Origin of the sequence: Nocardioides ferulae, from assembly GCF_003660455.1 — a bacterium.
Classification (GTDB): domain Bacteria; phylum Actinomycetota; class Actinomycetes; order Propionibacteriales; family Nocardioidaceae; genus Nocardioides; species Nocardioides ferulae.
In genome coordinates, this window is the sequence record NZ_QZVR01000007.1 from 195,316 (window position 1) to 221,457 (window position 26,142).

30 protein-coding genes are annotated in these 26,142 nt (G+C 73.1%); 11 read left to right on the top strand and 19 right to left on the bottom strand.

Annotated features, from left to right (window positions below; all coding sequences use genetic code 11):
* The first annotated feature begins 2 nt into the window (after positions 1-2).
* Entirely contained in the window at positions 3-1,382 is a 1,380-nt protein-coding gene (locus tag D6B71_RS11025) for a hypothetical protein (protein WP_240641311.1), read from the top strand.
* On the opposite strand, the gene D6B71_RS11030 is transcribed toward D6B71_RS11025, so the two are convergent.
* Both D6B71_RS11030 and D6B71_RS11035 read right to left on the bottom strand, forming a co-directional pair.
* Positions 1,345-2,652, bottom strand: a complete 1,308-nt coding sequence (locus tag D6B71_RS11030) for a CpaE/TadZ family protein (RefSeq protein WP_121254930.1) — start codon at positions 2,650-2,652, stop codon at positions 1,345-1,347. The genes D6B71_RS11025 and D6B71_RS11030 overlap by 38 nt on opposite strands.
* Before the next feature lie 31 nt (positions 2,653-2,683).
* The gene (locus tag D6B71_RS11035) at positions 2,684-3,403 is read right to left on the bottom strand and encodes a CpaB family protein (protein ID WP_126688239.1); all 720 of its coding nucleotides are present in this window, start codon (positions 3,401-3,403) and stop codon (positions 2,684-2,686) included.
* 100 nt (positions 3,404-3,503) lie between these two features.
* Here D6B71_RS11035 and D6B71_RS11040 point away from each other — a divergent pair, with 100 nt between their 5' ends.
* Positions 3,504-3,746, top strand: a complete 243-nt coding sequence (locus tag D6B71_RS11040) for a helix-turn-helix domain-containing protein (protein WP_121254934.1) — start codon at positions 3,504-3,506, stop codon at positions 3,744-3,746.
* Between the two features lie 9 nt (positions 3,747-3,755).
* On the opposite strand, the gene D6B71_RS11045 is transcribed toward D6B71_RS11040, so the two are convergent.
* From D6B71_RS11045 to sigE, 3 genes are all read right to left on the bottom strand, one after another.
* Positions 3,756-4,853 (bottom strand): S1C family serine protease, encoded by a 1,098-nt coding sequence (locus tag D6B71_RS11045; RefSeq protein WP_121254936.1) that lies wholly within the window; start codon positions 4,851-4,853, stop codon positions 3,756-3,758.
* Between the two features lie 227 nt (positions 4,854-5,080).
* Positions 5,081-5,548 carry an anti-sigma factor family protein gene (locus tag D6B71_RS11050; protein ID WP_121254938.1) on the bottom strand — a complete coding sequence of 156 codons (468 nt, stop codon included), beginning with the start codon at positions 5,546-5,548 and terminating at the stop codon, positions 5,081-5,083.
* Positions 5,545-6,186: an RNA polymerase sigma factor SigE gene (gene sigE, locus D6B71_RS11055; protein WP_121254940.1), complete on the bottom strand. Its 642-nt coding sequence runs from the start codon at positions 6,184-6,186 to the stop codon at positions 5,545-5,547. Before sigE ends, D6B71_RS11050 begins: the two co-directional genes overlap by 4 nt.
* 211 nt (positions 6,187-6,397) lie before the next feature.
* Here sigE and D6B71_RS11060 point away from each other — a divergent pair, with 211 nt between their 5' ends.
* On the top strand, positions 6,398-7,051 hold the full coding sequence (locus D6B71_RS11060; protein ID WP_476739133.1) for an O-methyltransferase: 654 nt from the start codon (positions 6,398-6,400) through the stop codon (positions 7,049-7,051).
* A 10-nt stretch (positions 7,052-7,061) separates the two neighbouring features.
* Here the strand turns inward: D6B71_RS11060 and D6B71_RS11065 are convergent, their stop codons facing one another.
* The 3 genes from D6B71_RS11065 to D6B71_RS11075 are packed head-to-tail and all read right to left on the bottom strand — an operon-like array spanning position 7,062 to position 9,159.
* Positions 7,062-7,403, bottom strand: coding sequence for a hypothetical protein (locus D6B71_RS11065; protein ID WP_121254944.1), 342 nt, complete (start codon positions 7,401-7,403; stop codon positions 7,062-7,064).
* A 26-nt stretch (positions 7,404-7,429) separates the two neighbouring features.
* Positions 7,430-8,986: a leucyl aminopeptidase family protein gene (locus tag D6B71_RS11070; protein WP_121254946.1), complete on the bottom strand. Its 1,557-nt coding sequence runs from the start codon at positions 8,984-8,986 to the stop codon at positions 7,430-7,432.
* Positions 8,987-8,991: 5 nt separating this feature from the next.
* The gene (locus tag D6B71_RS11075; protein WP_082574674.1) at positions 8,992-9,159 is read right to left on the bottom strand and encodes a DUF3117 domain-containing protein; all 168 of its coding nucleotides are present in this window, start codon (positions 9,157-9,159) and stop codon (positions 8,992-8,994) included.
* Between the two features lie 138 nt (positions 9,160-9,297).
* Between D6B71_RS11075 and D6B71_RS11080 the strand changes: the two genes are divergently transcribed.
* A complete protein-coding gene (locus tag D6B71_RS11080; RefSeq protein WP_121254948.1) occupies positions 9,298-10,113 on the top strand; it encodes an enoyl-CoA hydratase/isomerase family protein in 816 nt (271 codons plus the stop codon).
* Positions 10,114-10,141: 28 nt separating this feature from the next.
* On the opposite strand, the gene D6B71_RS11085 is transcribed toward D6B71_RS11080, so the two are convergent.
* The 6 genes from D6B71_RS11085 to D6B71_RS11110 form a co-directional block, all read right to left on the bottom strand.
* Positions 10,142-11,047, bottom strand: a complete 906-nt coding sequence (locus tag D6B71_RS11085; RefSeq protein WP_121254950.1) for a M14 family zinc carboxypeptidase — start codon at positions 11,045-11,047, stop codon at positions 10,142-10,144.
* Between the two features lies 1 nt (position 11,048).
* Positions 11,049-11,474, bottom strand: a complete 426-nt coding sequence (locus D6B71_RS11090) for a hypothetical protein (protein WP_121254952.1) — start codon at positions 11,472-11,474, stop codon at positions 11,049-11,051.
* A 15-nt stretch (positions 11,475-11,489) separates the two neighbouring features.
* On the bottom strand, positions 11,490-11,801 hold the full coding sequence (locus D6B71_RS11095; RefSeq protein ID WP_121254954.1) for a DivIVA domain-containing protein: 312 nt from the start codon (positions 11,799-11,801) through the stop codon (positions 11,490-11,492).
* On the bottom strand, positions 11,801-12,571 hold the full coding sequence (locus tag D6B71_RS11100) for an LOG family protein (protein ID WP_121254956.1): 771 nt from the start codon (positions 12,569-12,571) through the stop codon (positions 11,801-11,803). Before D6B71_RS11100 ends, D6B71_RS11095 begins: the two co-directional genes overlap by 1 nt.
* Before the next feature lie 8 nt (positions 12,572-12,579).
* Entirely contained in the window at positions 12,580-13,650 is a 1,071-nt protein-coding gene (gene dapE / locus D6B71_RS11105; protein ID WP_121254958.1) for a succinyl-diaminopimelate desuccinylase, read from the bottom strand.
* 107 nt (positions 13,651-13,757) lie between these two features.
* Positions 13,758-14,747 (bottom strand): PDDEXK family nuclease, encoded by a 990-nt coding sequence (locus D6B71_RS11110; RefSeq protein WP_121254960.1) that lies wholly within the window; start codon positions 14,745-14,747, stop codon positions 13,758-13,760.
* Positions 14,748-15,127: 380 nt separating this feature from the next.
* Here D6B71_RS11110 and D6B71_RS11115 point away from each other — a divergent pair, with 380 nt between their 5' ends.
* Together D6B71_RS11115 and D6B71_RS11120 are read left to right on the top strand one after the other, a co-directional pair.
* Positions 15,128-16,171, top strand: a complete 1,044-nt coding sequence (locus D6B71_RS11115; protein ID WP_121254962.1) for a CARDB domain-containing protein — start codon at positions 15,128-15,130, stop codon at positions 16,169-16,171.
* Between the two features lie 4 nt (positions 16,172-16,175).
* The gene (locus D6B71_RS11120) at positions 16,176-17,207 is read left to right on the top strand and encodes a CARDB domain-containing protein (protein WP_121254964.1); all 1,032 of its coding nucleotides are present in this window, start codon (positions 16,176-16,178) and stop codon (positions 17,205-17,207) included.
* 73 nt (positions 17,208-17,280) lie between these two features.
* Here D6B71_RS11120 and ileS read toward each other — a convergent pair whose 3' ends face one another.
* Together ileS and D6B71_RS11130 are read right to left on the bottom strand one after the other, a co-directional pair.
* Entirely contained in the window at positions 17,281-20,589 is a 3,309-nt protein-coding gene (gene ileS / locus D6B71_RS11125; RefSeq protein ID WP_121254966.1) for an isoleucine--tRNA ligase, read from the bottom strand.
* 286 nt (positions 20,590-20,875) lie between these two features.
* Positions 20,876-21,790: a hypothetical protein gene (locus D6B71_RS11130; RefSeq protein ID WP_126688241.1), complete on the bottom strand. Its 915-nt coding sequence runs from the start codon at positions 21,788-21,790 to the stop codon at positions 20,876-20,878.
* Positions 21,791-21,928: 138 nt separating this feature from the next.
* Between D6B71_RS11130 and D6B71_RS11135 the strand changes: the two genes are divergently transcribed.
* Genes D6B71_RS11135 through D6B71_RS11150 form a run of 4 tightly spaced genes read left to right on the top strand, consistent with a single transcriptional unit; the run spans position 21,929 to position 24,527 of the window.
* The gene (locus tag D6B71_RS11135; protein WP_121254970.1) at positions 21,929-22,126 is read left to right on the top strand and encodes a type II toxin-antitoxin system VapB family antitoxin; all 198 of its coding nucleotides are present in this window, start codon (positions 21,929-21,931) and stop codon (positions 22,124-22,126) included.
* Positions 22,123-22,488, top strand: coding sequence for a PIN domain-containing protein (locus tag D6B71_RS11140; RefSeq protein WP_121254972.1), 366 nt, complete (start codon positions 22,123-22,125; stop codon positions 22,486-22,488). Before D6B71_RS11135 ends, D6B71_RS11140 begins: the two co-directional genes overlap by 4 nt.
* A 57-nt stretch (positions 22,489-22,545) precedes the next feature.
* On the top strand, positions 22,546-23,511 hold the full coding sequence (dapD, locus tag D6B71_RS11145) for a 2,3,4,5-tetrahydropyridine-2,6-dicarboxylate N-succinyltransferase (RefSeq protein WP_121254974.1): 966 nt from the start codon (positions 22,546-22,548) through the stop codon (positions 23,509-23,511).
* A 53-nt stretch (positions 23,512-23,564) separates the two neighbouring features.
* Positions 23,565-24,527 (top strand): VldE C-terminal domain-containing protein, encoded by a 963-nt coding sequence (locus D6B71_RS11150; RefSeq protein ID WP_121254976.1) that lies wholly within the window; start codon positions 23,565-23,567, stop codon positions 24,525-24,527.
* Between the two features lie 44 nt (positions 24,528-24,571).
* On the opposite strand, the gene D6B71_RS22475 is transcribed toward D6B71_RS11150, so the two are convergent.
* Positions 24,572-24,814: an LPXTG cell wall anchor domain-containing protein gene (locus D6B71_RS22475; RefSeq protein ID WP_126688242.1), complete on the bottom strand. Its 243-nt coding sequence runs from the start codon at positions 24,812-24,814 to the stop codon at positions 24,572-24,574.
* 117 nt (positions 24,815-24,931) lie between these two features.
* Between D6B71_RS22475 and D6B71_RS11155 the strand changes: the two genes are divergently transcribed.
* The gene (locus D6B71_RS11155; RefSeq protein WP_240641312.1) at positions 24,932-25,204 is read left to right on the top strand and encodes a GlsB/YeaQ/YmgE family stress response membrane protein; all 273 of its coding nucleotides are present in this window, start codon (positions 24,932-24,934) and stop codon (positions 25,202-25,204) included.
* 62 nt (positions 25,205-25,266) lie between these two features.
* Here the strand turns inward: D6B71_RS11155 and D6B71_RS11160 are convergent, their stop codons facing one another.
* Both D6B71_RS11160 and D6B71_RS11165 read right to left on the bottom strand, forming a co-directional pair.
* Positions 25,267-25,626, bottom strand: a complete 360-nt coding sequence (locus D6B71_RS11160) for a HepT-like ribonuclease domain-containing protein (RefSeq protein ID WP_121254978.1) — start codon at positions 25,624-25,626, stop codon at positions 25,267-25,269.
* Complete coding sequence (locus D6B71_RS11165; protein ID WP_206051685.1) at positions 25,623-26,084, bottom strand: nucleotidyltransferase domain-containing protein; 462 nt, start codon at positions 26,082-26,084, stop codon at positions 25,623-25,625. Before D6B71_RS11165 ends, D6B71_RS11160 begins: the two co-directional genes overlap by 4 nt.
* Positions 26,085-26,142: the final 58 nt, after the last annotated feature.

The window sequence follows — 26,142 nt, forward strand, 5'->3', positions numbered from 1 at the left end:
CGGTGGTCACCCTGACGCCTTCCTTCGCCACCCTCACCTCCACCGACGGGGTCACCCTGGCCCACGGCATCGGCGGCGGCGAGGACCTGCCGCTCTCGCCCGAGCTGGCGATCGCCGGCGCCGTCGCCGCGCTGACGATCTCGTTCACGGTGCTCGCGGTCGCGTGGCGCAGCCCGCGCTACGACGCGGCGACCGGCGGCCGTCCGGTGCCGTCCTGGCTGCAGCGCCTGGTCGACTCCCCCGGGTTCGGGATCGGCGCCCGCACCGTCGGGATGGTGGTCTTCCTCTTCGCCGCGGTGACCGCCGTGTTCGGCGAGGACGTCTTGCTGAACCCGTTCTTCGGGATCTTCTACGTGTGGTGGTGGATCGGCCTGGTGCCGCTCTCGCTGCTGCTCGGCCCGGTCTGGAAGGCGATCAGCCCGGTGCGCACCATCAACGCGCTCTTCGCCAAGGCGACCGGGGGCGACCCCGATCAGGGGGTCTTCACCTACCCCGAGCGGCTCGGCTACTGGCCGGCCGCCTTCGGGCTCTACGCGTTCGTGTGGATGGAGCTGGTCTACCCCTACTCCACCGAGCTGGGCCCGGTCCGGCTGTGGGCGGCGACCTACGTCGCGGTGATGCTGGTCGGCGGCGCCCTGTTCGGCAACCGCTTCTATGAGCGCGCCGACCCGTTCGAGGTCTACTCCGGCCTGGTCGCGCGGATGTCGGTGTGGCACCGCCGCGACGGGCGGCTGCTCGTCCGCAGCCCGCTGGCCAACCTCGACACGGTGCCGGTGGCCCCCGGCCTCGTGGCCGTGGGTGCGGTGCTGTTCGGCAGCACCGCCTTCGACTCGTTCGCCGACTCCCCGCCGTGGGTGCGCTTCCTGCAGGGCAGCGACTTCGTCGCCGAGAACGGCTGGGCCGAGAACGCGCTCACCAACCTCGGCCTGCTGGCGTTCTGCGTCGGCGTGGGCCTGCTGTTCTGGCTGGGGTGCGTGCTCACCGGGGTGGGACCCGACCAGCGCCGGACCGCCCTGCCGAACCAGTTCGCGCACTCGATCGTGCCGATCATCGTCGGCTACATCGTGGCGCACTACCTGACGTTCTTCATCGACTGGGCGCAGCGCACCGTCATCTATGCCAGCGACCCGTTCAGCGACGGCAGCAACTACTTCGGCACCGCCGACCTGCGCCCCAACGACTGGTTGTCCTACCACCCGACGCTGTTGGCCTCGATCAAGGTGCTGGCCGTGGTGATCGGGCACGTGCTCGGCGTCATCGCCGCACACGACCGGGCGATCAAGCTGCTGCCCCGGCGGCACCAGCTGACCGGGCAGCTGCCGCTGCTCTTCGCGATGGTGGCGTTCACCGTGGGCGGGTTGTACCTGCTCTTCGCCGCCTGACCCGGCCGGTCCGGCCGGCCGCTGCTCCGGCGCCGGCCGGCTCGAGGACGTCGACCAGGCCGGCCACGGCCCGGGCGAGTGGACTGTCGCCGACCTCGACCAGGCTGCGCCCGGTGACCAGGGCCCGGTCGACGGCCGCTCGGTCCTCGGGCAGGAAGTGGAGCCCGGCGACCCGGGCGACGCCCGAGACCATGCCGGCGATGTCGCGGGTGGACCAGCCGAGCGTGGGGCGCATCCGGTTGACCACGACGTGCACCGGGAGCCCCGGTGCCCGATCGCGCAGGTCGACCAGGCCGCGCGCCAGCCGGGACAGCCCGACCGGGTCCGCGGCGCCGACGACGACCGCCAGGTCGGCGACGTCGAGCGCGCCCAGCGTCATCGCGTTGCGCCCCGGGCGGGAGCCGAGCTCGGCCACCGGGTCGTCCTCGAGGCAGAAGCCGGTGTCGACGACGACCTCGCCCATACCGCGGGCGACGTCGAGCAGGTGCTCCAGCGACCCGGCCCGCACCTCGGCCCACCGGTCGGGCCGAGGCAGTCCGGTGACCACGGCCAGGTGGCCGTCGACCGCCCGCAGCACCGTGCCGAGCCGGTCGGCCAGGGCTCCGCTGCCGGCCAGCCGGGCGGCCGCGAGGAGCCCGGAGACCTCGTCGAGGATGCCGAGCTGCTGGGCGACCGCGCCACCCCACGGGTCGGCGTCGACGAGCACCGTGCGGCGCCGCCGGCGGGCCAGCTCGGCCGCCACCGTCACCGCCAGCGTGGTGCGCCCGGGGGCCCCGGCCGGGCCCCACACCGCGATCACGCGCCCGGGCCGGCCGCCGGGCGGGCCGGGCGGGACCCCATCCTCGGCCCCGTCGACGAGACCCACGACGGGGTCGCCGACACCCACCGCGGCGTCGAGGTCGCCGGCCGACGGCGCGGAGCCGGCCGCGGTGACCGCCTCGGGCACCCGCGCGAGCTCGGTGTCGGGCACGACCGCGGGGACGCCGATGCGCGAGGCCCGCAGCCGGGCGGCGTCGTGGGAGGCGTCACCCGGCGCGATCGCGACCGGCCGGACGCCGTGGCGGCGCAGGTGGTCGACCGCGGCCAGGTCGAGGCCGGGGGCGTCGAGGCCGACGACCGCGACGTCGGCCTGACCGGAGGCGGCGGACGCGAGCAGGTCGTCGACGTCGACGCAGCGCTTGAGCACCACCACGCCGGGATGCTCGCCGAGCAGCTGCAGCACCGTGGACTCCCAGGCGGCGCCCGAGGCGACGATCAGCACGATGACCACGAGCTGGTCCTCCTCTCCTCGACCGAGCCGCTCAGTCGCGCCGCACGACGTGGAGCACCGGGGACTCGACGGCGCCGAGCAGTCCGAAGAACCCGCCGACGGCGTCCTCGGGGACCTCGAGCACCAGCTGGCGGCGCCCGGTCGAGCCGAGCGTCTCGTCGAGGCCGGGAGCGGCGACGACCCGCACCGCCTCCAGGGCCGGGGCGGCCGCACCCCTGCGCCCGGCCCTGGCTTCGGGCACACCGGACAGCACGAAGACGTCGACCACGGAGCCCTCGGTGACCGACCCCGGAACCAGTGCCGGCTCGACGGCCACCGGCAGCTCGACGGTGCGATCGTCCTCGGGCGCGCCCAGCGCGGCTCGCGGCACCAGCTCTCCCTCGCCGAGGGGCCGCGTCAGCACCTGGTCGGCGGGCAGCTCGTCGTCGGTGGTGAAGTAGCGCTCCAGCTCGCCGGCGTCGGCGAACCGGACCCGCTCCACCACCACGTCCTCGGCGGTCAGCTGCCGGCCCGCGGTCAGGTCGCCGGCGGCCGTCCAGACGGTCACCGTGTCGTCGGCAGCGGCGAGCAGGCGCGCGCCGGCGACGACCGACCCGGCGACGATGGCCACGCCCACCCACAGCCGCGGATCGCGCCACCCCGGAGGCCGCGACCGCAGGGCGCGGGGCGGCTCGAGGTGGGGCGGGACGGGCGCGGGCGAGGTCACGGGACGGGCGCTGTGCGTGCCCGGGCCTCCGAGATCGGTGGACACGCCGCCCATCATGACGCCCCGGCGGCCTCCGGTCACCCCTTCGTCCACAGGCGGGCACCGGCTGACCACCCGCGGCGCACCGAGGTGCGACGATGGCCCCATGGCCGGAACGCCCCGCTTCCTGACCCTCACCGACGTCGCCGAGGTGCTCAACACCTCCAGCGCCCAGGTCTACGCCCTGGTGCGCCGCGGCGACCTGCCCGCGATCAAGATCGGCGGCCGCGGCCAGTGGCGGGTCGAGGCCAGCCAGCTCGAGGAGTACATCGCCCGGATGTACGCCGAGACCCGCTCGTTCGTCGACCAGCACCCCTACGTCGAGGCCGACCAGGCCCCCGAGGCCTGAGGCCTCGGGTCAGCCGGTCTGCGAGCCCAGCGTCACCTCGATGGTGCGCTCCTCGCCGTCGCGCCGGATCGTGAACTCGATGGTCTCGCCCGGCTGGTGGGTGCGGATCGCCACGATCAGCGCGATGCCGTCGGTGATCCGCTCGCCGTCGAGCGCGACGACCAGGTCACCCTTGAGCAGGCCGCTCTCCTCGGCGGGCGTGTCGGGCATCACCTGGTCGATCTCGGCGCCCTCGCCGTCCTCGCGGCCCACGTTCACCTTCGCCCCGATCACCGGATAGCTCGCCTCGCCGGTGCGCAGGATCTGGTCGGCGGTGATCCGCACCTGCTCGACCGGGATGGCGAAGCCGACCCCGATGCTGCCGGCCTCGGAGCCGAACCCGCCGCCGGTGGTGGCGATCGCGGAGTTCACGCCCACCACCTGGCCGCGCAGGTTGACCAACGGGCCGCCGGAGTTGCCGGGGTTGATCGCGGCGTCGGTCTGCACGGCGTTGATGTAGGAGGAGTCGTCGCCCGCGTCACCGGTGGTCACCGGCCGGTGCAGGGCGCTGACGATGCCCGAGGTGACCGTGGAGCTCAGCCCGAGCGGAGAACCGATCGCGACCACGCCCTCCCCGACCTGCAGCGCGGTCGAGGAGCCCAGCGCCGCGGGCTTGAGACCGGTCGCGTCCTCGGCGTAGAGGACCGCCAGGTCGTAGACGGCGCTGCGACCGACCACGGTCGCCGGGTAGCGGTTGCCCTGGTCGTCGACGATCTCGATCGGGCCGTCCTCCTTGTCGGCCTGCTCGACCACGTGGCTGTTGGTGATCACGTGGCCCTGCTTGTCCAGCACGAACCCCGACCCGGTCGCGCCACCGGCCTCCCCGTCGTACGCCGCGGCGATCTGGACCGTGCTGGGCAGCAGCTCGGCCGCGACCGCCGCCACCGAGCCGTCCTCTGCCTTGATGGGCGGCGCCGAGACCGTGTCGACCGCCCCGAGCCCGCCCGCGACGGTGCCGACGGTGTCGTCGTCGGTGAGGCGCTCGTAGGCGATGCTGCCGCCCACCCCGCCCACCACGCCCAGCGCCAGCGCGAGCACGCTCACCACGGGCCACACCCACGCGCTCATCCGCGCCCGCGGCGCGGCGTGCCGAGCGGGGACCGGCGAACCCGGCGGCGGTGCGACCGAGCCCGACGAGCCGGGCGGCCCCGCGGGCGCGGGCCCGGTCGGACCGCTCGCCCAATGGCCCGGGGGCGGCTGGTTCACCGGAGGCACCCAGGTCGGGCGGGCGTGGTCGTTCACCCCGCCATTGTGCCGCCTGCCCGGTGAACCTGGCCGGGACGGCCGGTGAGCGGTCAGCGGGTGCGCAGCGGCACGCCGGGCGTCGGCGCCGGCGACTGGGGTGGGCTGATCTGGGTCACCGGCGGCCGCCGGTCGATGCTCGGGGCGTCGGCCGGCGCGGCGCCGAGGGCCAGCACGCCGACGACGGCTGCACCCAGGGCGCCGCCGCCGATCGCGGCCAGCCCGGCGACGCGGCGCGGGCGGTGATCGGACGGGGCGCTGAGCGCGAGGTAGGTGTCGCCGGGCGGCAGACCGATCGGCGAGCCGGACAGGGAGCCCAGCAGGTGGCCCTTGAGCCGGTCGGGGATGCCGGACGGGTCGTGGGTCAACCCGGCCAGCCGGGTCTTGACCCAGCCCTCACGCTCGACCTGGTCGCGGCAGAGATGGCAGACGTGGACGTGCGCCCAGGCACGCTCCTCCTCCTCGGCCGAGAGCTGGCCGTCGAGGAGCGCGCTGATGTGCGAGCCGAGGTGTCCGATCACGCACTCCCCCATCCGGAGAGGATCTCGGGGGCGCCGGAGTAGCGGGCCCGCCCGGCGCCGGGAGCCCGGTGCGCGAGCGCCTTGCGCAGCATCGCGCGCCCTCGGTGGATGCGGGAGCGGACCGTGCCGAGCTTGGCGCCGAGGATCTCGGCGATCTCCTCGTAGGTCAGGCCCTCCACGTCGCACAGCACGACCGCGGCGCGGAAGTCGGGCGGCAGCGTCGCCAGGGCCGCCTCGATGTCGTCGTCGAAGGTGCGGTCGGCGAACGCCGTGTCGGGGGTGGGGGCGTTGCTGGTCAGCCGGCTGGCCCGCTCGTCGGAGAGCGCGTCGAAGCGGATCCGCTGGCGGCGGCGGGCCTGGTCGAGGAAGAGATTCGTGGTGATCCGGTGCAGCCAGCCCTCGAAGGTGCCCGGGGTGTAGGTGTCGAGGGAGCGGAACACCCGCACGAAGACCTCCTGGGTGAGGTCCTCGGCGTCGTGCCGGTCACCGGTGAGGCGGTAGGCGAGGCGGTAGACCCGGTCGGAGTGTCGCTCGACGATCTGCTCCCAGGTGGGGACGCCGTCGTCCGGCGCGAGGGCGGGCTCGGACGCGGCGGCATTCGACGGGCCGTCTGCCTGACTGTCCACCCGCTCGCGCATGGGAGCTCCTCGTCTCACGATCAGCGTCTGACCTCCTCACCGTAGGCCTCTTCGCTGAGAGGACCCTGTGACTGTTGAACGATCGGAAGGCCGGCTGTGTTCCTGCGGCTCCCGCCCGGTTCCCGCCGCGGTTCCCGCCCGCGTTGGTGCGCCGGCAGCGGGCCGGTCCGCGATACGGTGAGCATCACCACGCTGTCCCCAGGAGGCTGCCATCACCACCACGCCGATCACCCCCGCGAGCTGGACCTACGCCGAGGGTTTCGTCGCCGAGGACGAGGTGCTCGCCGCGGCGCGGGCGCGCTCCGAGGAGGTCGGCGTGGTGCCGATCGGTCCCGGCGGCGGCGCCGCCCTGCGGTTCCTCGCCTCGGTGCTCGAGGCCCGGGCGGTGGTCGAGGTCGGCACCGGCACCGGCGTCTCGGGGCTCTGGCTGCTGCGCGGCATGCGTGCCGACGGGGTGCTCACCACCGTCGACATCGAGACCGAGCACCAGCGGCTGGCCCGGCAGACCTTCACCGAAGCCGGCTTCCCGACCCAGCGGGCCCGCACCATCTCCGGCGCGGCTCTCGACGTGCTGCCGCGGCTCACCGACGGCCACTACGACCTGGTCTTCTGCGACGGCGACAAGGCCGAGTACGCCGCCTACCTCAGCGAGGCGCTGCGGCTGCTGCGCCCGGGCGGCGTCGTGGCCTTCGACAACGCGTTGTGGCACGACCGGGTGGCCGACCCGGCGCGGCGCGACGAGGAGACGGTCGCGATCCGCGAGCTCGGCCGCGAGGTCGCCGCCCACGAGGGCCTGGTGCCGGTGCTGCTGCCCGTCGGCGACGGCCTGCTGCTGGCCAAGAAGGAGTGGGCCCCCGCCGACTGACGGCGTGCGGCTACTCGAGGCGTGCCGGGGCGGCGAAGCCCTCCCAGCCCTCGGCGACCGAGACGACCTGGCAGGGCTCGATGCAGGTGGGCGCACTGCCCACGATCCGCGAGACCGGCGAGTCGGCCGCGCCGGCGGTGAACGTGGCCTGGAACTCCTCACGGGCGGCGTCGGTGGCAAAGACGTAGCAGCCTTCGAACCACTCCCCCGCGCGCATCCGCCAGGTCTTGAAGCGCAGCCCCGCCATGCCGGTGAACCGGGCGTGGGAGGTGCCCTCGACATAGTCGGCCAGCTCCTGCGCGGCTCCGTCGGGGGCCTCGGTCAGCGACCAGCGCACGGTCAGTCCCAGCATCGCTTCACTCCAGTCGGTCGAGGCCGTCAGTCCAGGCCGGCCAGCGGCTCCGCGCCGCCGAGCCAGTGCAGCAGCGCCCGGGCGCCGTAGCCGGTGGGGCCCGGCGTCCACTCGAAGACGTCGTGGGGGGCGTCGCCCACCGAGGCGACGTCGAGGTGTGCCCACGGCACGTCGCCCACGAACGCCTGCAGGAACAGCGCGGCCGTGATCGCCCCCGGACCGCCGGCACCGTTGTCGGCGTCGGCCACCTTCGAGGCGAGCTTGTCCTGGTACGCCGCCGCGAGCGGCATCCGCCACAGCGGTTCGCCCGCCTGCTCGGCGGCCGTGGCGATGGTGGCGGCGAGCCCGTCGCGGTTGGCGAAGAACCCGCCGATCTGCTGGCCCAGCGCCACCTTCATCGCACCGGTGAGCGTGGCGACGTCGACGATCACCGTGGGGTCGAGCCGGTCGACGGCGTAGGCGAGGGCGTCGGCGAGCACCAGCCGCCCCTCGGCGTCGGTGTTGGTCACCTCGCTGGTGCGGCCGCCGTAGTGGCGGATCACGTCGCCGGGGCGCAGCGCGTCGCCGGAGACGGCGTTCTCGGCGGCGGCGACCAGCCCGACCACCCGCACCGGGCAGCCGACGTCGGCGAGCGCCGCCATCGTGGCCAGCACCACGGCCCCGCCGGTCACGTCGCGCTTCATCGTCGACATCGCCTCGCCGGGCTTGATGGAGAGCCCGCCGCTGTCGAAGGTGATGCCCTTGCCGACCAGCACGACGGTGGGGGTGCGCCGGCCGGCCCGGCGCGGGGAGTAGTCGAGACGGATCAACCGCGGCGGCGTGGCCGAGGCCCGGCCGACGGCGAGGATGCCGCCGAAGCCGTCGTCGGCCAGCCGACGCTCGTCCCACACGGTGCAGTCGAGGCCGGTCTCGGCGGCCATCGAGCGGGCCTGCTCGGCCAGCCACGGCGGGTTCTTCAGGTTCGAGGGCACGGTGGAGATCTGGCGGGAGCGCCAGCCCGCGCCGGCGATCGCCACGGCGCGGTCGAGCAGCCGCCGCTGGTCTCGGGTGGGCGCGAGCCCGGCGAGGACGATGCGCCCGACCGGGCGGTGCTCGGGTGGGCGCGAGCGCCACTGGAACGCGAACGACCCGAGGGTGGCGCCGGCGACGAACGCGGTCAGCCCGTCGTCGGGGTCCAGCGCCGCGATCGAGGTCGCGACGGCGGCCCGGTCGCGGGCGGCCCGGGCCAGCGCCGCACCGGCCCGGCGCAGGTCGCCGGGTCGCTGCTCGCCGACGCCGATCAGGAGCAGCAGGCGCAGCGATCCGTCGGCGGGGGCCACCGGCACCGCGGTCACCTCGCCGGCCTCGCCGGTGGCCGACTGCCCCTCCAGGAGCGCGAGCAGGTCGAGCCCCAGCGCCTCGGAGACCTCGGCGGCGCCGGGGCCCAGCAGCAGCCCGTCGGCCCGGTCGTCGCCGCGCGCGCCCGGCAGCACCGGGAGCGCGACGACGTCGACACCGGGGACCTCACCGGGGCGGGCCGCGTCGAGCGCGAACCGCGGTGGCGCGGGTTGAGGTGGGAGGGCTGGTGCGGGGGCGGCGGACACGGTCGTCAGCCGACGACGTCCTTGAGTGCGTCGCCGAGAGCGCCTGCCTCCTCGGCGTTGAGTTCGACAACGAGACGGCCACCGCCTTCGAGCGGGACGCGCATCACGATGCCGCGCCCTTCCTTGGTGACCTCCAGCGGACCGTCGCCCGTCCGCGGCTTCATCGCCGCCATCCGGCACCTCTTCCTCACGAGTTCGAGAGCACGACGAACCGATTCGCCCGCACGCGCCGTAGCGTCCCCATTATCCCCCATGTCGAACGTGACGCCGACCACAGGTGCGTGAGGTGGGTCTCCGGCAGACTGCCGCCCATGACCTCAGAGCCCAGCCAGCCCGCCGCCGCCCCCGTTCTGCTCGACCTCAGCGAGGGCGTCGCGACGATCACGTTGAACCGCCCGGAGGCGATGAACAGTCTCGACGTGGCGACCAAGGTGCTGCTGCGCGAGACCGTGCAGCAGGTCGCCGAGGACCCGCGGGTGCGGTGCGTGGTGCTGACCGGCACCGGTCGGGCCTTCTGCACCGGGCAGGACCTCAAGGAGCACGTGCAGATCCTCAACAGCTCCTCGAGCGAGCAGCTGTTCCGCACCGTCGACGAGCACTACAACCCGATCGTCTCAACGCTGGCCTCGATGCCGAAGCCGGTGCTGGCGGCGGTCAACGGCGTCGCCGCCGGGGCCGGGGCCAGCCTCGCGTTCGCCTGCGACCTGCGCGTGGTCGCCGACACCGCCGGCTTCAACCTGGCCTTCGCCAACGTGGCGCTCTCGTGCGACACCGGCGCGAGCTGGACGCTGCAGCGCCTGGTGGGGAAGGCCAAGGCCCTGGACCTGCTCTACTTCCCGCGGACGGTGCCGGCCGCCGAGGCCCTCGACCTGGGCCTGGCGACGCAGGTGGTGCCGGCCGCCGAGCTGACCGACACGGTCGCCGACCTGGCTGCCCGGCTGGCGGCCGGCCCGACCGTGGCGCTCGGCTCGATCCGGCAGTCGGTGGCCTACGCGGCCGGGCACTCGTTCGAGGAGTCGCTGGCGCTGGAGAGCACGATGATGCAGCGCACCGGCGCCACCCACGACCACGAGTCGGCCGTCGCCGCGTTCGTGGCGAAGCAGAAGCCGGTCTTCGAGGGCCGGTGAGGCTCCACGCCGGGCGTCGCGACGACGGTCAGGAGGGGGTCGGCGTCGACGGCTCGGCGGTCGGCGTCGGGCTCGGCGAGCCGGTGGGCGTCGGGGAGGGCGAGGGCTGCGGCGGCAGTCCCGGGTGCGGGTCGACCCAGTCGGCGGTGCCGTGGAAGGCGCCGAAGAGCCGCAGCAGCCGCCGCGGCGCCTGCCGCCGCAGCGTCCGGATCGAGGGCCGGTAGCCGTACTCGACGGTGACCGCCGCGCCCTTGAAGGTTGCGTTGAACCAGCTGGTCATCGTGCCGTGGCAGACCCCGCCGCAGTCGAACCGCTTGCGCGGCAGGTCCAGTGCCCGCGCCACCCGGCGCGAGAACCTCGGCCGCTTGGTGTCGGTGTCGACGCCGTAGAGGGGCTGGTGGAAGCTGATCAGCCAGCGCGGCCGCAGCGAGGTCAGGAACCGCATCACCGCACGGGTCTCCGGCTCGGAGCCGGGGCGCGGACCCGATTCGTAGCTGCCGTCGAGGTCGGCCCAGTCGTGGGGGAAGTTGCGGTTCAGGTCGACGCCGTGGGCGTTGCGCCGGGTGCCGGCGGCCAGTCCGTCGGGGTTGTACGCCGGCAGCAGCCACAGCTCGGCGCCCATCACCGGCAGCCCGTCGCGCAGCGCCGTGAGGATCTTCCGCGGCGCGCCCTCGTCGCCGTGCATGCCCGAGATCAGCAGCACCTTGGGCACGCCCTTGCCCGCCGGCTCGCCGAGCCGGTAGGCGAAGATCGGTCGGCCCTGCACCGACCTGCCGATGAGCCGCCGGGCGACGACCGCGGACTGCTCCGCTGACTCGGTGGTCGAGTCGGCCGCGGTGGTCGAGCCTGCCGAGACCGCCACCACCGAGGACGAGATCGCTACGACGCAGAGCAGCGCGAGCAGAGCCGGGAGCATCCGCCCGCGGCCGGCCACGTCACACCACCGAGGTGAGGTAGGCCCAGGTGAAGACCAGCACGCCGACGAGCATCCCGACGTGCGCCAGGATCGAGAGCCCCGGGCCCTCCGACCAGCTGTCGGAGGTGCCCTCGTGGGCGTGCCGTCCGCGCGAGGGCAGCCAGCGGACCAGGATCATCAGCCCGGCCACCGCCACGATCCACCAGAACGCGAGGGCGACGATGCCGAGCTCCTCGCTGCCGGCCGGCGTGTCCTCCGGCGCGGCCAGGAACAGCACCCACCCGGCCAGGGCCAGCGCTCCGGCGACCGTGTGCACCCGCAGCACCACCGGCGAGACCTGGAGCCGGCCCGCGGCCCGGTCGGCGCGGCCCAGGCGGACCCGGGTCAGCACGACCACGACCGCCGCCAGTCCCGTGAGCACGAAGACGATGACCTGGGTCGACACGGTGGGCAGTGTGCCCTACTCGGTGTGGTGCTCGCCACGAACCTCCGGATCCGGTGGTGTGTCACCGGACACCTCGGCGGCTGCCTGCCCCTGCTCGAGCTGGGCGGCGAGCCGGTCCAGGAGCGCGTCGACCTCGCTCATCCGGTAGCCGCGCAGCGCCAGCGAGAACCTCACCCGCCGCAGGTCGTCGGCCACGAGCGGGCCGTCGGCGGGCACCCGCGCGTCGGGCCGGTCGTCGTACGCCGGGGCCAGCGGCTCGCCGCGGCCGGCGGCGACCACCGCGACCACGCCCATCGCGAGCACGATCAGGATCGCGAAGAGCCACATCACGACGGGTCACCCCGGTCGGTCACGGGCTCGGGGCCCGCGGCGGAGGCGGCACGGGCCGCGGTCATCAGCGACACGGCCTCGTCGACGTCGTCGGTGAGCGTGAGCATGCCCAGGTCGCGCTCACCGATCTTGCCGTCGGCGAGCACGGTGCCGCGCAGCCAGTCGATCAGCCCGCTCCAGTAGTCGACGCCCATCAGCACGATCGGGAACCGGGTGACCTTCTGGGTCTGCACCAGCGTGAGCGCCTCGAACAGCTCGTCGAAGGTGCCGAAGCCGCCCGGCAGCACCAGGAAGCCCTGGCTGTACTTCACGAACATGGTCTTGCGGGCGAAGAAGTAGCGGAAGTTGACCCCGACGTCGACCCAGTCGTTGAGCTGGTCCTCGTAGGGCAGCTCGATGCCGAGCCCGACGCTGAGGCCGCCGGCCTCGCTGGCCCCCTTGTTGGCCGCCTCCATCGCGCCCGGTCCGCCACCGGTGATCACCGCGAAGCCCTCTTCGACCAGGCGCCGCCCGACCCGCTCCGCCAGCTCGTACGACGGGTGGTCGGGGGCGGTGCGCGCGGAGCCGAACACCGCGATGGCGGGCCCCAGCTCGGCCAGGGCGCCGAAGCCCTCGACGAACTCGGCCTGGATGCGCAGCACCCGCCACGGGTCGGCGTGCACCCAGTCGGTGGGCCCGCGGGAGTCGAGCAGTCGCTGGTCGGTGGTCGACCCGTCGACCTGCGCGCGGCGCTGCAGCACCGGGCCCTTGAACTTCGCTCGCACCACGGCCGACCTCACTCCCCCGCGCCCAGCCAGCGGCGCAGCTGCGCCTCGCAGCGCAGGATCTGCTCGACCGGCACGTGCTCGTCCTGCTTGTGCGCCAGCATCGGGTCGCCGGGGCCGAAGTTGACCGCGGGCACGCCGAGCGCGCTGAACCGCGAGACGTCGGTCCACCCGAACTTCGGGTTCACCTCGCCGCCGACGGCCTCGACGAACGCCGCGGCCGCGGGGACCGACAGCCCGGGCAGGGCCCCGGGACTGGTGTCGGTGACGCGCGCGTCGTAGCCGTCGAAGACCTCGCGCACGTAGGCGAGCGCCTCCTTCTCCGAGCGGTCGGGGGCGAACCGGTAATTGACCGTGACCACGCACTCGTCGGGGATCACGTTGCCGGCAACGCCGCCGCGGATGCCGACGGCGTTGAGGCCCTCGTGGTACTCCAGGCCGTCGATCACCGGCTTGCGAGGCTGGTAGGCCTCGAGCCGGCGCAGCACCTCGGTGGCACCGTGGATCGCGTTGACGCCGCGCCAGGAGCGGGCGGAGTGGGCGCGCTCGCCGGTGGTGGTCACCTCGACCCGCAGCGTGCCCTGGCAGCCGGCCTCGACGACGGCGTTCGACGGCTCCATCAGGATCGCGAAGTCGGCGTCGAGCAGGTCGGGGTGGGTCTGCGCGAGCAGCCGCAGCCCGTTGAACTCGGCCTCGATCTCCTCGGCCTCGTAGAGCACGAACGTCACGTCGCGGTTCGGCTCGGGAACGGTCGCGGCCAGCCGCAGGATCACCGCGTCGCCGCCCTTCATGTCGCAGGTGCCGAGGCCGTGCAGCAGGCCGCCGTCGTCGAGCCTGCTGGGCAGGTTGTCGTTGACCGGCACGGTGTCGAGGTGGCCGGCGATCACGACCCGCTCGGCCCGGCCGAGGTGGGTGCGCGCGACCACGGTGTGGCCGTGCCGGATCACCTCCAGGTGGCCGAGCGTGCGCAGCGCGGCCTCGACCGCGTCGGCGATCTGCTCCTCGTGCAAGCTCACCGACTCGATGTCGACCAGCTGCCGGGTCAGGGTCACGGCGTCGGCGGTCAGGTCCAGCGTGGGCATGGCCCCATCCAACCAGCCGGTCAGTGGGCCACGGCGGCGAGCCACGCTCGCTCCTCACGTCTGCGGCGTGAACAACCCGTTTCGACAACGCAGACGTGAGGAGCGGCTCACCAGTCGGCGCGCTGCTCGCGCAGCCAGCGTTCGTCGTCCTGCCGGTCGAGCAGCGCGTCGAGTGCACCGGCCGGAGCCGGCCGTGCCACCCAGGCCCGGTCGGCCGGCGTCTCGAACGCCGCACGCTGCCGACCTGCCCGCAGCCGGTCGACGACCCGGTCCGGGTCGAGCAGGTCGAGGCCGGTGAACCGCACCACCTCGAGCCCGTGCCGGCGCAACCGGTCCTCCCGGTCCAGGTCGTCGGTGTGCCGACCGGCACTCCGGTGGTCGGCACCGTCGAACTCCACGACCTCCCCCGACTCCGGATCGAGCAGGTCGGCGACGCCGAGCAGCCGCCCCAGCCGGTCCTCGACCCGGCAGTTGACCAGCACCGAGTCGGGAAGCCCAGCGTCCAGCGACCAGATCAGCCGGAGCCTGGTCTCCTGGGGTGACCGGGAGTGTTCGCTGGCCAGCCCGAGCGCGCGGTGCACGCGCGGCAACCCACGCCAGCCCGCATGCACGGCGGCGTAGTCGGCCAGCCGGCGCAGCGAGGTGAGCCGGGCCGCGCACAGCATGTCGGCCACGACCGTGGCCTCCCGCACCGACCCGGCCCACCGCATCGCGTCGAACCCGGCCCGCTCGACGACGGTCACCGGCACGCCGTAGCAGCGGGCGACGTCGTGGGGCTCGAGCCGGTCCCAGGCGAGCGTCGCCCCCGGGAAGGGGCGGATGTTGCCGGCCGGGCCGAGCACGAGCGGCACGGGCAGCACGGTGCGTCCGTCGGGGGCGAGCCCGTCGAAGAACGCCGCGCCGTGCAGGCGACAGGCAGCCCACCCGCCGACCGCGCCCCCGACGGGAAGCCGGGCCGCTGCCTCGGCGGCGCGCTGCTCCGGTGCCGTGCCGTCGGCCGTGGCGGGGACGTAGAGGCCGGGACCGATCCGCCGCCAGCGCCAGCCTCGAGCTTGGGCCGGGCTCGGTCCGAGCTGCCCGGCTGGGTCCACCCGCACGGGGTGGACGATTCGAGGTGGCGGGCAGCGGGGGTCCCAGCGATGGGGCATGCCGTCATGTTGCCCACGCCGATGACCGCACGCGATCGGCTCTCCACAGACGTGGTCTCCGGAGTCGCTCATAGCTCCTCACGTCTGCGTCGTCCTGGCACCCGAAAGACAGCGCAGACGTGAGGAGAGGGCAGGGGACGCCGGGGCCGACGAGACGGGACAACCGTCCCTGTCGCCCGGGACACCGGGCCGGGCAGCGTGGCCGGACCGCCACCCCCGGCCGGACCAGACCAGCAGACGCGGCGCAACCGAGCGGCCACGCCGAGCGTCATCCCCTGCTGGCCGTCATCCGGCCGGTGTCCCCGGACAGCCACCCTCCAGGAGGAGCCATGCCCGTCGCACCGCCCAGCACCCGACCGCAGAGCCGAGCCCGACGACGTACCGCCGCCTTGGGCGCCGCCCTCGCGGTGGGAGTCGGCCTGCTCGCCGCCCCGGGCCAGCTCGCCGCCGCCGCGCCGCTTCGAGACAAGCCGGACCTGATGATGGACGAGGTCCGGTGGGTGCCGCGCGAGGCGAAGACCGGGTCGACGTTCCAGATCGACGGCATGGTCGCGAACGTCGGCGGCCGCCGGGCCCCGATGTCGGTGATGACCGCCCACCTGTCCAAGGACCGGCGGCTCTCTGACGGAGACAAGCGGGTGGGAGCCTCGCAGGTGCAGGCGATGGAGCCCGGTCGCCTCGGCGCGGTGGGCATCACCGTGCGCGTGCCCGACGGCTTCCCCGAGGGGAAGTACCACGTCGTCGTGTGCGCGGACGTGCGCAACGAGATCGACGAGATCCAGGAGGGCGACAACTGCATCGGGTCGCGGTCCCAGGTCACGATCATCCGCGACCTCGAGGGCACCCTCACCGGCACCCTGAACCTCTACGAGTCCGGCTTCACGGAGCAGGGCAACACCACCGAGACGCTGGAGCGCTTCGCCCAGGTGCAGGTCGTCGCCGAGCTCGGCGGCCACAGCGCCGACCCTCGGCTGGCCGACAAGGACAGCACCTACTCCTGGATGGGTGAGATCACGCGCGAGGTCGACGACGAGCTCTGTCCCTACACCACCGTGGAGGACGAGGAGGGCCAGGGCGACTTCGACCACTCCAGCGGGTCCTCGAAGCTCGCCGCCGGGCTGGCCGAGAAGATGTCGAGCCTCGGCGTCCGGTTCCGCCTCGACCTGGACTTCACCGCCACCACGACCGACTGCCACGGGGAGTCGTGGGACATGTCGGGCAAGAACTCCGACATGAACCTGGTGCAGCTGGTCGAGGTGGCCCGTACCAAGCGCAAGGTCGTCTACACGGTCGACTCCTGGTGGCAGGACTTCGGCATCCCCTCCCACTGGGACACCGTCGAGGGCCGGCTGGTCCTCAAGATCAAGAAGTGACGAGATGACCACTACGAGAGCAGGACGCCGCGCTGCCCGGACCGGCGGCGTCCTCGCCCTGCTGCTGGGCCTCACCGCCGCCACCGCCGCCCTCACCGCGCCGCAGTCGACCGCGGCCCCGGCGAAGCGCCCGAACCTGGCCGTCCAGACCGTCACCGGGGTGCCCGAGGCGATCGAGAAGGGCGGCCGGTTCGCCGTCGGCGCGTTCGTGGTCAACCAGGGCGAGGGGACGGCGCCGCCGACACGACTCACCGCCTACCTCTCCCGTGACCGCAAGCAGTCCGCCGGCGACGCCGTCGTGGGCCACGCACCCCTGGTCCGGATGCCCCGCTTCTCCGTGCGGGACAAGACGGTCCGGGTCGCCGTCCCGTCCTCGGCGAGCGGCGTCTACCACGTGCTGGTCTGCGCCGACGCGACCCGCAAGGTCGCGGAGTCCAGCGAGCGCGACAACTGCGGCTTCTCCGCTGGACGGGTGCGCATCCTCGAGCCACTGGCGGGCGAGCTGTCGGGCACTCTCCAGCTCACCGACGCCGGTGAGCTCGGGGACTCGATGTTCCAGCACACCTGGGACCGGACCGGCCAGCTCGACCTCTCGCTGGCGGTCCGGGGCCGGGAGGGCGATCTGCCGAGCATGGCGGTCACGGACACCGGCAGCACCTACGACGTCGCTGGTGTGTGGGACACGCTCTTCGACACCGAGGAGTGCACGGTGACCACCCACCGGGACGAGGCGGGGTCGGGCGCGTTCGAGGACGGCGGGGGGAACGCCCTCGTCGCTTCGTTCCGCGACCCCGGCCTGGAGCGGCTGAACGTCGCGGTGGTCTTCGGCTACGGGTCCACGATCACCCAGGACCTCTGCGAGGGCGGCGACACGTGGGAGGAGACCGCCGCCGGGGGCGTCGACCTGCGGCTCGTGCAGGAGTCCCGCACCGGCCGCCGCATCACCTACCGCGTCGCCTCCTTCACCGGCTCCCCGGCCGAGACCGGCCCGTGGGACACCGTCTCCGGGACCGTGACCCTGCTGCTCGACGACTGAGCGGCAGCCACCGACCGGCGCCGGCCCGCGTCCCCCCACACGGCGGGCCGGCGCCTCTCCCCCGCACCGTTGATCAGGCCCGGACGACCCGCACGACCGCCTTCTCGCCGTCGCCGACGGTGACCGAGGTGCCCTCGCCGTTCAGCGCCGAGGCGTCGACCACGTCGTACGCCGTCGCGAGCGTCTCGCCCGCCACCAGCGCCTCGTGGGTGCGGGCGGCCTCCTGCACGGCGGCCGGGCCGCCGATCGTGAGCGTGATCCGGTCGGAGACGTCGAGTCCGGCGTCGCGGCGGGCCTGCTGGACCGCGCGCACCAGGTCGCGGGCCAGGCCCTCGGCGGCGAGCTCGGGGGTGACCTCGGTGTCGAGCACCACGAAGCCGCCACCGGGCAGCAGCCCGACCGCGGTGCCGTCGCCGGCAGCGCCGGCGACGGTCTCGAGGGAGTACTCGCCCTCGACCAGCACCAGGCCGCCGGAGGTGACTGTGCCGTCGTCGGCCACCGACCAGTCGCCGGACTTCGAGCCCTTGATCGCGGTCTGCACGTCCTTGCCGAGGCGGGGTCCGGCGGCGCGGGCGTTGACGGTGAGCCTCTGCGAGACGCCGTACGACGCGGCCTCGGGCGCGTCGGCGTCGAGCAGCCGCACCTGCTTGACGTTGACCTCGTCGGCCACGATGCCGGTGAAGTCGGCCAGCGAGGCGGCGTCGGGGGCGACGACGGTCAGCGTGGCCAGCGGCAGCCGGTTGCGCAGGTTGCCGGCCTTGCGCAGCGCCGAGGTGGCCGAGCAGACGTCGCGCACCTCGTCCATCGCGGCGACCAGCGAGTCGTCGGCGGGCAGGTCGTCGGCGGCGGGCCAGTCGGCCAGGTGCACCGAGCGGCCGCCGGTGAGGCCGCGCCAGATCTCCTCGGTGGCGAGCGGCAGCAGTGGCGCGACGACGCGGGTGACGACCTCGAGCACGGTGTAGAGCGTGTCGAACGCACTCGTGTCGGCGTCGCGGCCGGTCGCCCAGAACCGCTCCCGGGAGCGCCGGATGTACCAGTTGGTGAGCACGTCGACGAAGCCACGGGTGGTCTCGCAGGCGTCGGCGATCGCGTAGTCGTCGAGCTGGGTCGTCATCGTCTCGACGAACTGCCGGGTCTTGGCCAGCAGGTAGCGGTCGAGCGGGTCGGTGGACGCCGTGGACCACTGCGCGTCGTAGCCGCCCTCGCCGGCGGCGTTGGCGTAGAGCTGGAAGAAGTACCAGCTGTTCCACAGGGGGATCATCACCTGGCGCACCGCGTCGCGGATGCCCTGCTCGGTGACGACCAGGTTGCCGCCGCGCAGGATCGGGCTTGCCATCAGGAACCAGCGCATCGCGTCGGCACCGTCGCGGTGGAAGACCTCGGTGACGTCGGGGTAGTTGCGCAGCGACTTGCTCATCTTGTTGCCGTCGGAGCCCAACACGATGCCGTGGCTGATGCAGGAGCTGAACGCCGGCCGGTCGAACAACGCGGTGGCCAGGATGTGCAGGGTGTAGAACCAGCCGCGGGTCTGGCCGATGTACTCGACGATGAAGTCTGCCGGGAAGTGCGCCTCCGACGAGCCGTCCTCGGCGCCGGCGAACCACTCGGCGTTCTCGAACGGGTAGTGCACCTGCGCGAAGCTCATCGACCCGGAGTCGAACCACACGTCGAGGACGTCGGTGACCCGGCGCATCATCGACCGGCCGGTCGGGTCGTCGGGGTTGGGCCGCACCAGGTCGTCGACGTAGGGGCGGTGCAGGTCGGGGTTGCCGTCGGCGTCGCGCGGCAGCCGGCCGAAGTCGCGCTCGATCTCCTCGAACGAGCCGTAGACGTCGATGCGGGGGTAGGCCTCGTCGTCGCTCTTCCACACCGGCACCGGGCTGCCCCAGAACCGGTTGCGGGTGATCGACCAGTCGCGGGCGTTCTCCAGCCAGCGGCCGAACTGCCCGTCCTTGATGTGCTCGGGCACCCAGCGGATCTGCTGGTTGAGCTCCAGCATCCGGTCCTTGAACGCGGTCACCTCGACGAACCACGACGAGACGCCCTTGTAGATCAGCGGCTCGCGGCAGCGCCAGCAGTGCGGGTAGGAGTGCTCGTAGCTCTCCCGGCGCAACAGCACGGTGCCGGGGGTCACCGAGCCTGCGTCCTCGGTGGTCGAGCCTGCCGAGGCCCCCCGGGTGGCGGCCTTGAGGTGGTCGATGATGTGCAGGTTGGCGTCGAAGACCAGCATCCCGGCGTACTCGCTGACCGGGTGGGTGAACCGGCCGTCCTTGCCGACCGGCATCACCGGCTCGATGTTCTCGCGGTCGGTGACGACCTTGTCGTCCTCACCGAAGGCGCCGGCGGTGTGCACCAGCCCGGTGCCGTCGGTGGTGGTGACCAACTCGGCCTCGACGACGCGGAAGGCGTTCTCGTGGCCCAGGTAGTAGGAGAACGGCGGGGTGTAGGAGCGGCCGGCAATCTCGCTGCCCTTGAAGCGGGCCACGATCTGCAGGTCGACGTCCTCGACGTCCTCGTTGCGCAGCTCGCGGGAGTAGGACTCCAGCCTGGCCTCGGCGATGACGTAGCGCTCGGTGCGGCCGGTGACGTCGGACTCGACCACGACGTAGTCGATGTCGGCGCCGACCATGATCGCCAGGTTGGACGGGAGCGTCCACGGCGTGGTCGTCCACACCAGCGCGATCTCGCCGGTCTCCAGGCGGACGCCGACGGTGACGGCCGGGTCCTGGCGGTTCTGGTAGACGTCGTCGTCCATCCGCAGCTCGTGGTTCGACAGCGGCGTCTCGTCGTTCCAGCAGTAGGGCAGCACCCGGAAGCCCTCGTAGACCAGGCCCTTGTCGTAGAGCGTCTTGAACGCCCAGATCACCGACTCCATGTAGTCGGGGTTGAGCGTGCGGTAGTCGTTGTCGAAGTCGACCCAGCGGGCCTGCCGGGTGACGTAGTCGCGCCACTCGCCGGTGTACTTCAGCACCGAGGCGCGGCAGGCGGCGTTGAACTTCTCGATGCCGAGCTCGTGGATCTCGTCGGTGGTCTTGATCCCGTTGAGGCGCATCGCCTCCAGCTCGGCGGGCAGCCCGTGGGTGTCCCAGCCGAAGCGGCGCTCGACCCGGCGTCCGCGCATGGTCTGGTAGCGCGGGACGATGTCCTTGACGTAGCCGGTGAGCAGGTGGCCGTAGTGCGGCAGCCCGTTCGCGAACGGCGGGCCGTCGTAGAAGACGAACTCGTTCTCGCCGTGCTCGCCGCGGTCGCGCTGCTCGACGCTGGCGCGGAAGGTGTCGTCGGCCTCCCAGTAGGCCAGCACCTGCTCCTCGATCTCGGGGAACCGCGGGGAGGAGGGGACGCTGCTGCCTGCGGCGTTGCTCGAGGCCTTCGGGTAGGTCATGGCACGGCTCCTGCGGTGGTCGTCTGCGGTGCTTGGCTTGGCGCAACGGTGGTTGAGCCTGTCGAAACCCCGCAGGGACGATCGGTGAGGACCGCGGTACCACCCTGCTTGCCTGCCCCGCCGATGGTGCTGGTCGGACGCCGGCCACTCGTTCACGGCTGTGACGGGCCTACCCGTCCGGTTCTACTGGGGTCTCGCTGGTCGAGCTCTTCCTCGGTGGTCGAGCTTGCCGAGACCTATTCTTCCGGAGGCTCGCCGCTGATGACGGCTCAGACGCCTGTGCGGGTCATGGTACGGCGGGCCGCCGCGGCGGTGCGAATCGCTCGGCGTGCCCGAACCCGGGCCCGGTGCCCGCGGACCGGCCCCGGCACGGCCGCATCCGGTAGTTGTTGCTGAAGTCGCGCGACTGGCCGTCGGTCGTGAACGCGGTGCCGCGCAGTCGCAGCATCGTCGCCCGGCAGCTGCGCGGCCGCACCCACAACGTCACGGTCCGCTCGGCGAAGGGTGGGATCGGGCCGCTGGCGGTCGGGGTGCTCTGCAGGAAGATGCGGCGGGCCGCGACCCGGGCGACCGCCACATCCAGGCCGGCCGAGACGAGCCGCACCCGCACCGGCGACCACCGACGCACACGCACCTTGGAGGTGTCGACCGAGCGCACGACCACGATCGGGAGGGGGTCGCCGATGACGGCGCCGGTCTGCGGACGACCGTCGAGCCGGTCGTAGACGGTGCCGGGGTCTCCTGCGGCGGTGAGCGACACGCTCCCGCACTTCCAGTCCAGCTGGCTCACACTCACCGACTGCCGGCTGGTCAGCACCGCTTCCTCGCGCTGGCCGAACGGGCCGGGGTCGAGGGTCGGGACGACGATCTGCCAGCGGGTGCGGCAGGCGCCGGTGTCGTCGCGGACCCCGAGGGCCAGGTGCAGGTCGGCGTCGCTGGTCTCGTCCGGAGTCGCGCCCAGGGTGACGGTCAGGGCGACGTTGTTCTGCCACCCCGCGACGTTGTGCCACAGCTCGACCGACTCGAGCGTCCGGGCGGCCACGTCGCTGGCCGGCAGCCCCACGGGGCGCTCCACGAAGTCCCACTCGAGATAGACGTCGGCGGCCGCAGGTGACGGGACCGCGAACGACCCGAGCAGGAGCGCCGCCGCAGACGCGAGGATCCCCAGGCGGGTCGGCGTACGGAATGGTCGCTGTGGCATGGCTGCCCCCAGGGGACGGGGCCTCACCCGAGAGGCCGGTCATCCACGCTAACCCCGGACAGCCGGGAGCGTTCGCGAACGCCTCGCAGAGAAGGCGTAGCATCGACTTCGTCATCGAGTGATGCCCGAGGAGATGCCATGCGCACGACGGTGGTGCTGGACGACGACCTGCTCGCCGAGGCGCAGCGGCTGAGCGGCACCACGGAGCGCTCCGCGCTGCTGCGTGAGGCGCTGCGGGCGCTGATCGAGCGCGAGAGCGCACGACGACTGGCCCGCCTCGGCGGCTCGCAGCCGACGTTGGAGGTGCCGCCCCGGCGCCGGAGCGCCTCAGCGTGATCCTGGTCGATACGTCCGTGTGGGTCGACCACCTCCGTGCCGGAGACCTCGAACTCGCCGCGATGCTCGATGCTGGCAGGGTCCTGATGCACCCGGCCGTACGGGGCGAGCTGGCGCTGGGCACGCTCGCCGACCGGACCGAGGTGCTGCACCTGCTCGGCCAGCTGCCCGCGGCCACTGCCGCGACGGACAGCGAAGTGCTCGCGCTGGTCGAGGCTGCCGGCCTGTGGGGGCGCGGCGTCGGCTGGGTCGACGCACATCTGTTGGCGTCGGTCCGACTCACCCCCCATGCCGGCCTCTGGACGCGTGACCGGCGGCTGCGCACGGCGGCCGACGACTGCGGCGTCCCCGTTCACCAGTGAGCCGCGGGGCTCAGCCGGTGAGAGCGACACAGCCCCCCGCGCCTACACTCGTCCCCCGTGACTGACGCGTCCTCCACCCCCGCTCCCTCGTCCGCCTGGGGCTTCGGCCTCGCCACGATCGACGCGAACGGCACCGTCCTCGACGTGTGGTTCCCCGAGCCGGCGCTGGGTGAGAAGCCGGATGCCGCGCAGGCGCCCGCCGAGCTGGCGGCGCTGGCCGGCGCCGACGACGTACGCCGGGTGGTCCGCGAGGTGCGCCTGGTCGAGGTCGCGGACCTGCAGGCCGCGCCCGCGTCGACCGAGGACGTGTGGCTGCGGCTGCACCTGCTGTCCACCCGCCTGGTCGTGCCGCACTCGATCTCGATGGAGGGCGTCTTCGGCCTGCTCACCAACGTGGTGTGGACCTCGGCGGGTCCGTGCGCGGTCGAGGGCTTCGAGCTGACCCGGGCCCGGCTCAAGGCGAGCGGGGACCACGTGACCGTCTTCGGCGTCGACAAGTTCCCGCGGCTGGTCGACTACGTCGTGCCGGCCGGGGTGCGCATCGCCGACGCCGACCGGGTGCGGCTGGGCGCCCATCTGGCCGAGGGCACCACGGTCATGCACGAGGGCTTCGTGAACTACAACGCCGGCACGCTCGGCGCCTCGATGGTGGAGGGCCGGATCTCGGCCGGCGTGGTGGTCGGCGACGGCTCCGACGTGGGCGGTGGCGCCTCGATCATGGGCACGCTGTCCGGCGGCGGCAAGGAGGTCATCTCGGTGGGCCGGCGCTGCCTGCTGGGGGCGAACTCCGGGCTGGGCATCTCGCTGGGCGACGACTGCGTGGTGGAGGCCGGCTGCTACGTCACCGCCGGCACCAAGGTCACCGTGCGCGACATGGACGGCAAGCCGCAGGTGGTCAAGGCCGCGACGCTGTCGGGCCAGGACAACGTGCTGTTCCGTCGCAACTCGGTCACCGGGGCGATGGAGGCGGTGCCGTGGAAGCGTGACGGCGTCGTGCTCAACGCGGCGCTGCACGCGAACTGAGTGACGCTTGGCCCCGTCACCGACACTGGACGCATGAGCGCGGGACACCGGCGGTGAGAGGCGGCACCGGCGCCGCCCTGCTCGCGCTCGCCGGACTCGGTGTCGCCGGAGCGGTCGGCTACGCCGTGCTCACCGACGGCGGGCCCTCGTTCCTGCGCGGCGAGCAGTGCGTGGCGTCCGTCGACGGCCACGAGGTCGAGGTCAGCCTCGAGCAGGCCGAGAACGCGGGGCTGATCACCGCGATCGCGGTGCGCCGCGGGCTGCCGGCACGGGCTGCCTCGATCGCGCTCGCCACGGCGTACCAGGAGTCGAAGCTCGCCAACATCGACTACGGCGACCGCGACTCGCTCGGCCTGTTCCAGCAGCGGCCGTCGCAAGGCTGGGGCAGCGCCGAGCAGGTGCTCGACCCGGTCTATGCGACGAACGCGTTCTACGACGCGCTGGTGCAGGTCGAGGGCTACGAGTCGATGGAGGTCACCGAGGCCGCCCAGGCGGTGCAGCGCTCGGGGTTCCCCGACGCCTACGCCGACCACGAGGCCGACGGGCGGGCGCTGGCCTCGGCGCTCACCGGCAACTCCCCGGAGGCGTTCTGGTGCGAGATCGACGCCGACGCGGACGAGGCGTCCGACCGGCTGCGTGACTCGGGGCTGACCCGCCGCGCCGACGTCGTACGCCGCGAGGTGCAGGGGGTCTTCGGCGACGTGCCGCTGGGCGGTTTCGCGCCGGGCGGGGTGCGTGAGGGCCACATGGAGGGCTCCACCCACTACGACGGACGGGCGGTCGACATCTTCGTGCGGCCGGTCAACGAGACCAACCGGGTGCGCGGCTGGGCGATCGCGCACTACCTGGTCGCGCAGGCCGAGCGGCTCGACATCCAGACGATCATCTTCGACGACCGGATCTGGCAGGCGCGCGACTCCGCGGACGGCTGGGAGGACTACGACCCACCGTCACGGTCGGGCGACCGGGCGATCCTCGAGCACCGCGACCACGTGCACGTGGACGTCTTCGACTAGGTCTCGGCAGGCTCGACCACCGGATCGGCAGGATCGACCACCGACTACGGGTGGCGCGGCGCCTTGTGGGAGGTCTCGTCGAGGAACTCCTCCATCGGGACCTCGTCGACGTCGGGGTCTGCGTAGTCGGGCACGGGCGTGGCCGTTCGGGCCAGGTAGAGCACCACGAGCGCCGCGCCCACCGCGACCAGTCCCATCAGCACCAGCCAGGTCATCGTCTTGTCCCCTCCTCGGAGTCCGGGGCGAGCCCGGTTCTCGGTCCGGTTGCCCATCCGGGACCGCTTCATGCGCCGGCGCCTCGGCCCGGCAACGCGGCCTGACCTGCACAGACACACATGCCGAGGGCACGAGTCGGGTACCGCCCGGTCGGACACAACACTTGGGGGACACGGAGAGGGAACATCATGTTCAACCTGATCGGACTGCTCGTCGTCGGCATCGTCATCGGAGTGCTGGCCCGGCTGATCAAGCCCGGCAAACAGCACCTGTCGTTCCTGTGGACCATGCTCCTGGGCGTCGCCGGCGCCCTGATCGGCGGCATCGTGGCCAGCGCGATCGGCACCGGCGACATCTTCGAGCTCAACATCATCGGCTTCATCGTCGCGGTGATCGCCGCGGTCGCGCTGATCGGCGTGGCCGAGACGCTCAGCGGCGGCAAGAGCCGCTCGCACGCCTGACGCAAGGCGGACAGACACCCCGGGCCCCGGCCGAGCAGCGTCTCGGCCGGGGCCCGCTGCGTTCAGTCCGATTCGCCGATCGCGGTCAGCAACTGCTCACGCCACGCGGGGAACCGGTTGGCGAGCACCCGCCAGACGAGCACCCGGTCGATGTCGTCGTAGTGGTGTGCGTACTTGTCGCGAGCACGAGCCAAGGCTCTCCAGTCCCCGGGATGGGCGGCCTTGAAGTCTGCCGAGATCCGCTCCGCGGCTGTGTCGACGTCGATGATGAGCATCCGCCCAGCCAGGAACTCCACAGGGTTCCCCTGCGCCAAGAAGGTCTGCTCCCCGCGTTCGACGATGCGCGCGGCCTCGGACATCAGACGGGCCAGCTCGGCGACATGCCGCCGGTCGGCGTCGTCGACAAGGCTCGGGCCAGTCACAGCGGCACGGCCTGGCTCTTCGCGTCCAAGAGCGCGTAGTCGACCTCAGGGTCGTCGGAGACGACGTCGACGGGCACCCCGAGAATGTCCTCGAGCTCCTCCTCCACGCGCATCACGTCGAAGAGGTCGGTGGTCTCGGGGAACCGCGCGATCAGGTCGACGTCGCTGCCGGGTGCGTCGGACCCGCTGGCCACCGACCCGAACACCCGGATGTCGGTGGCCCCGGCCGCCTCCAGCACCGCCCGCAGCCGGGCACGGATCTCTGGGTCCGCCAGCCCTGTGCTGGGGCGGGCGAGGCTCACGACCGCATCACGGGCCCGGCGCAGCGCCTCGGCACTGGTGCGCCGTCCGCTCTCCAGTGCGGCAATGTCGGGCTGCCGCATGCCGGCCCGCGCGGCCACCGCAGCCTGGGTGAGGCCGTACTGCGTGCGGTAGGTCCGCAGCCTCTTCCCGTCCATGAGACGGAGCATAGACGCGTTCTATGGACGCCGGCTACGTCCAGCCAGCGCGAGCGGG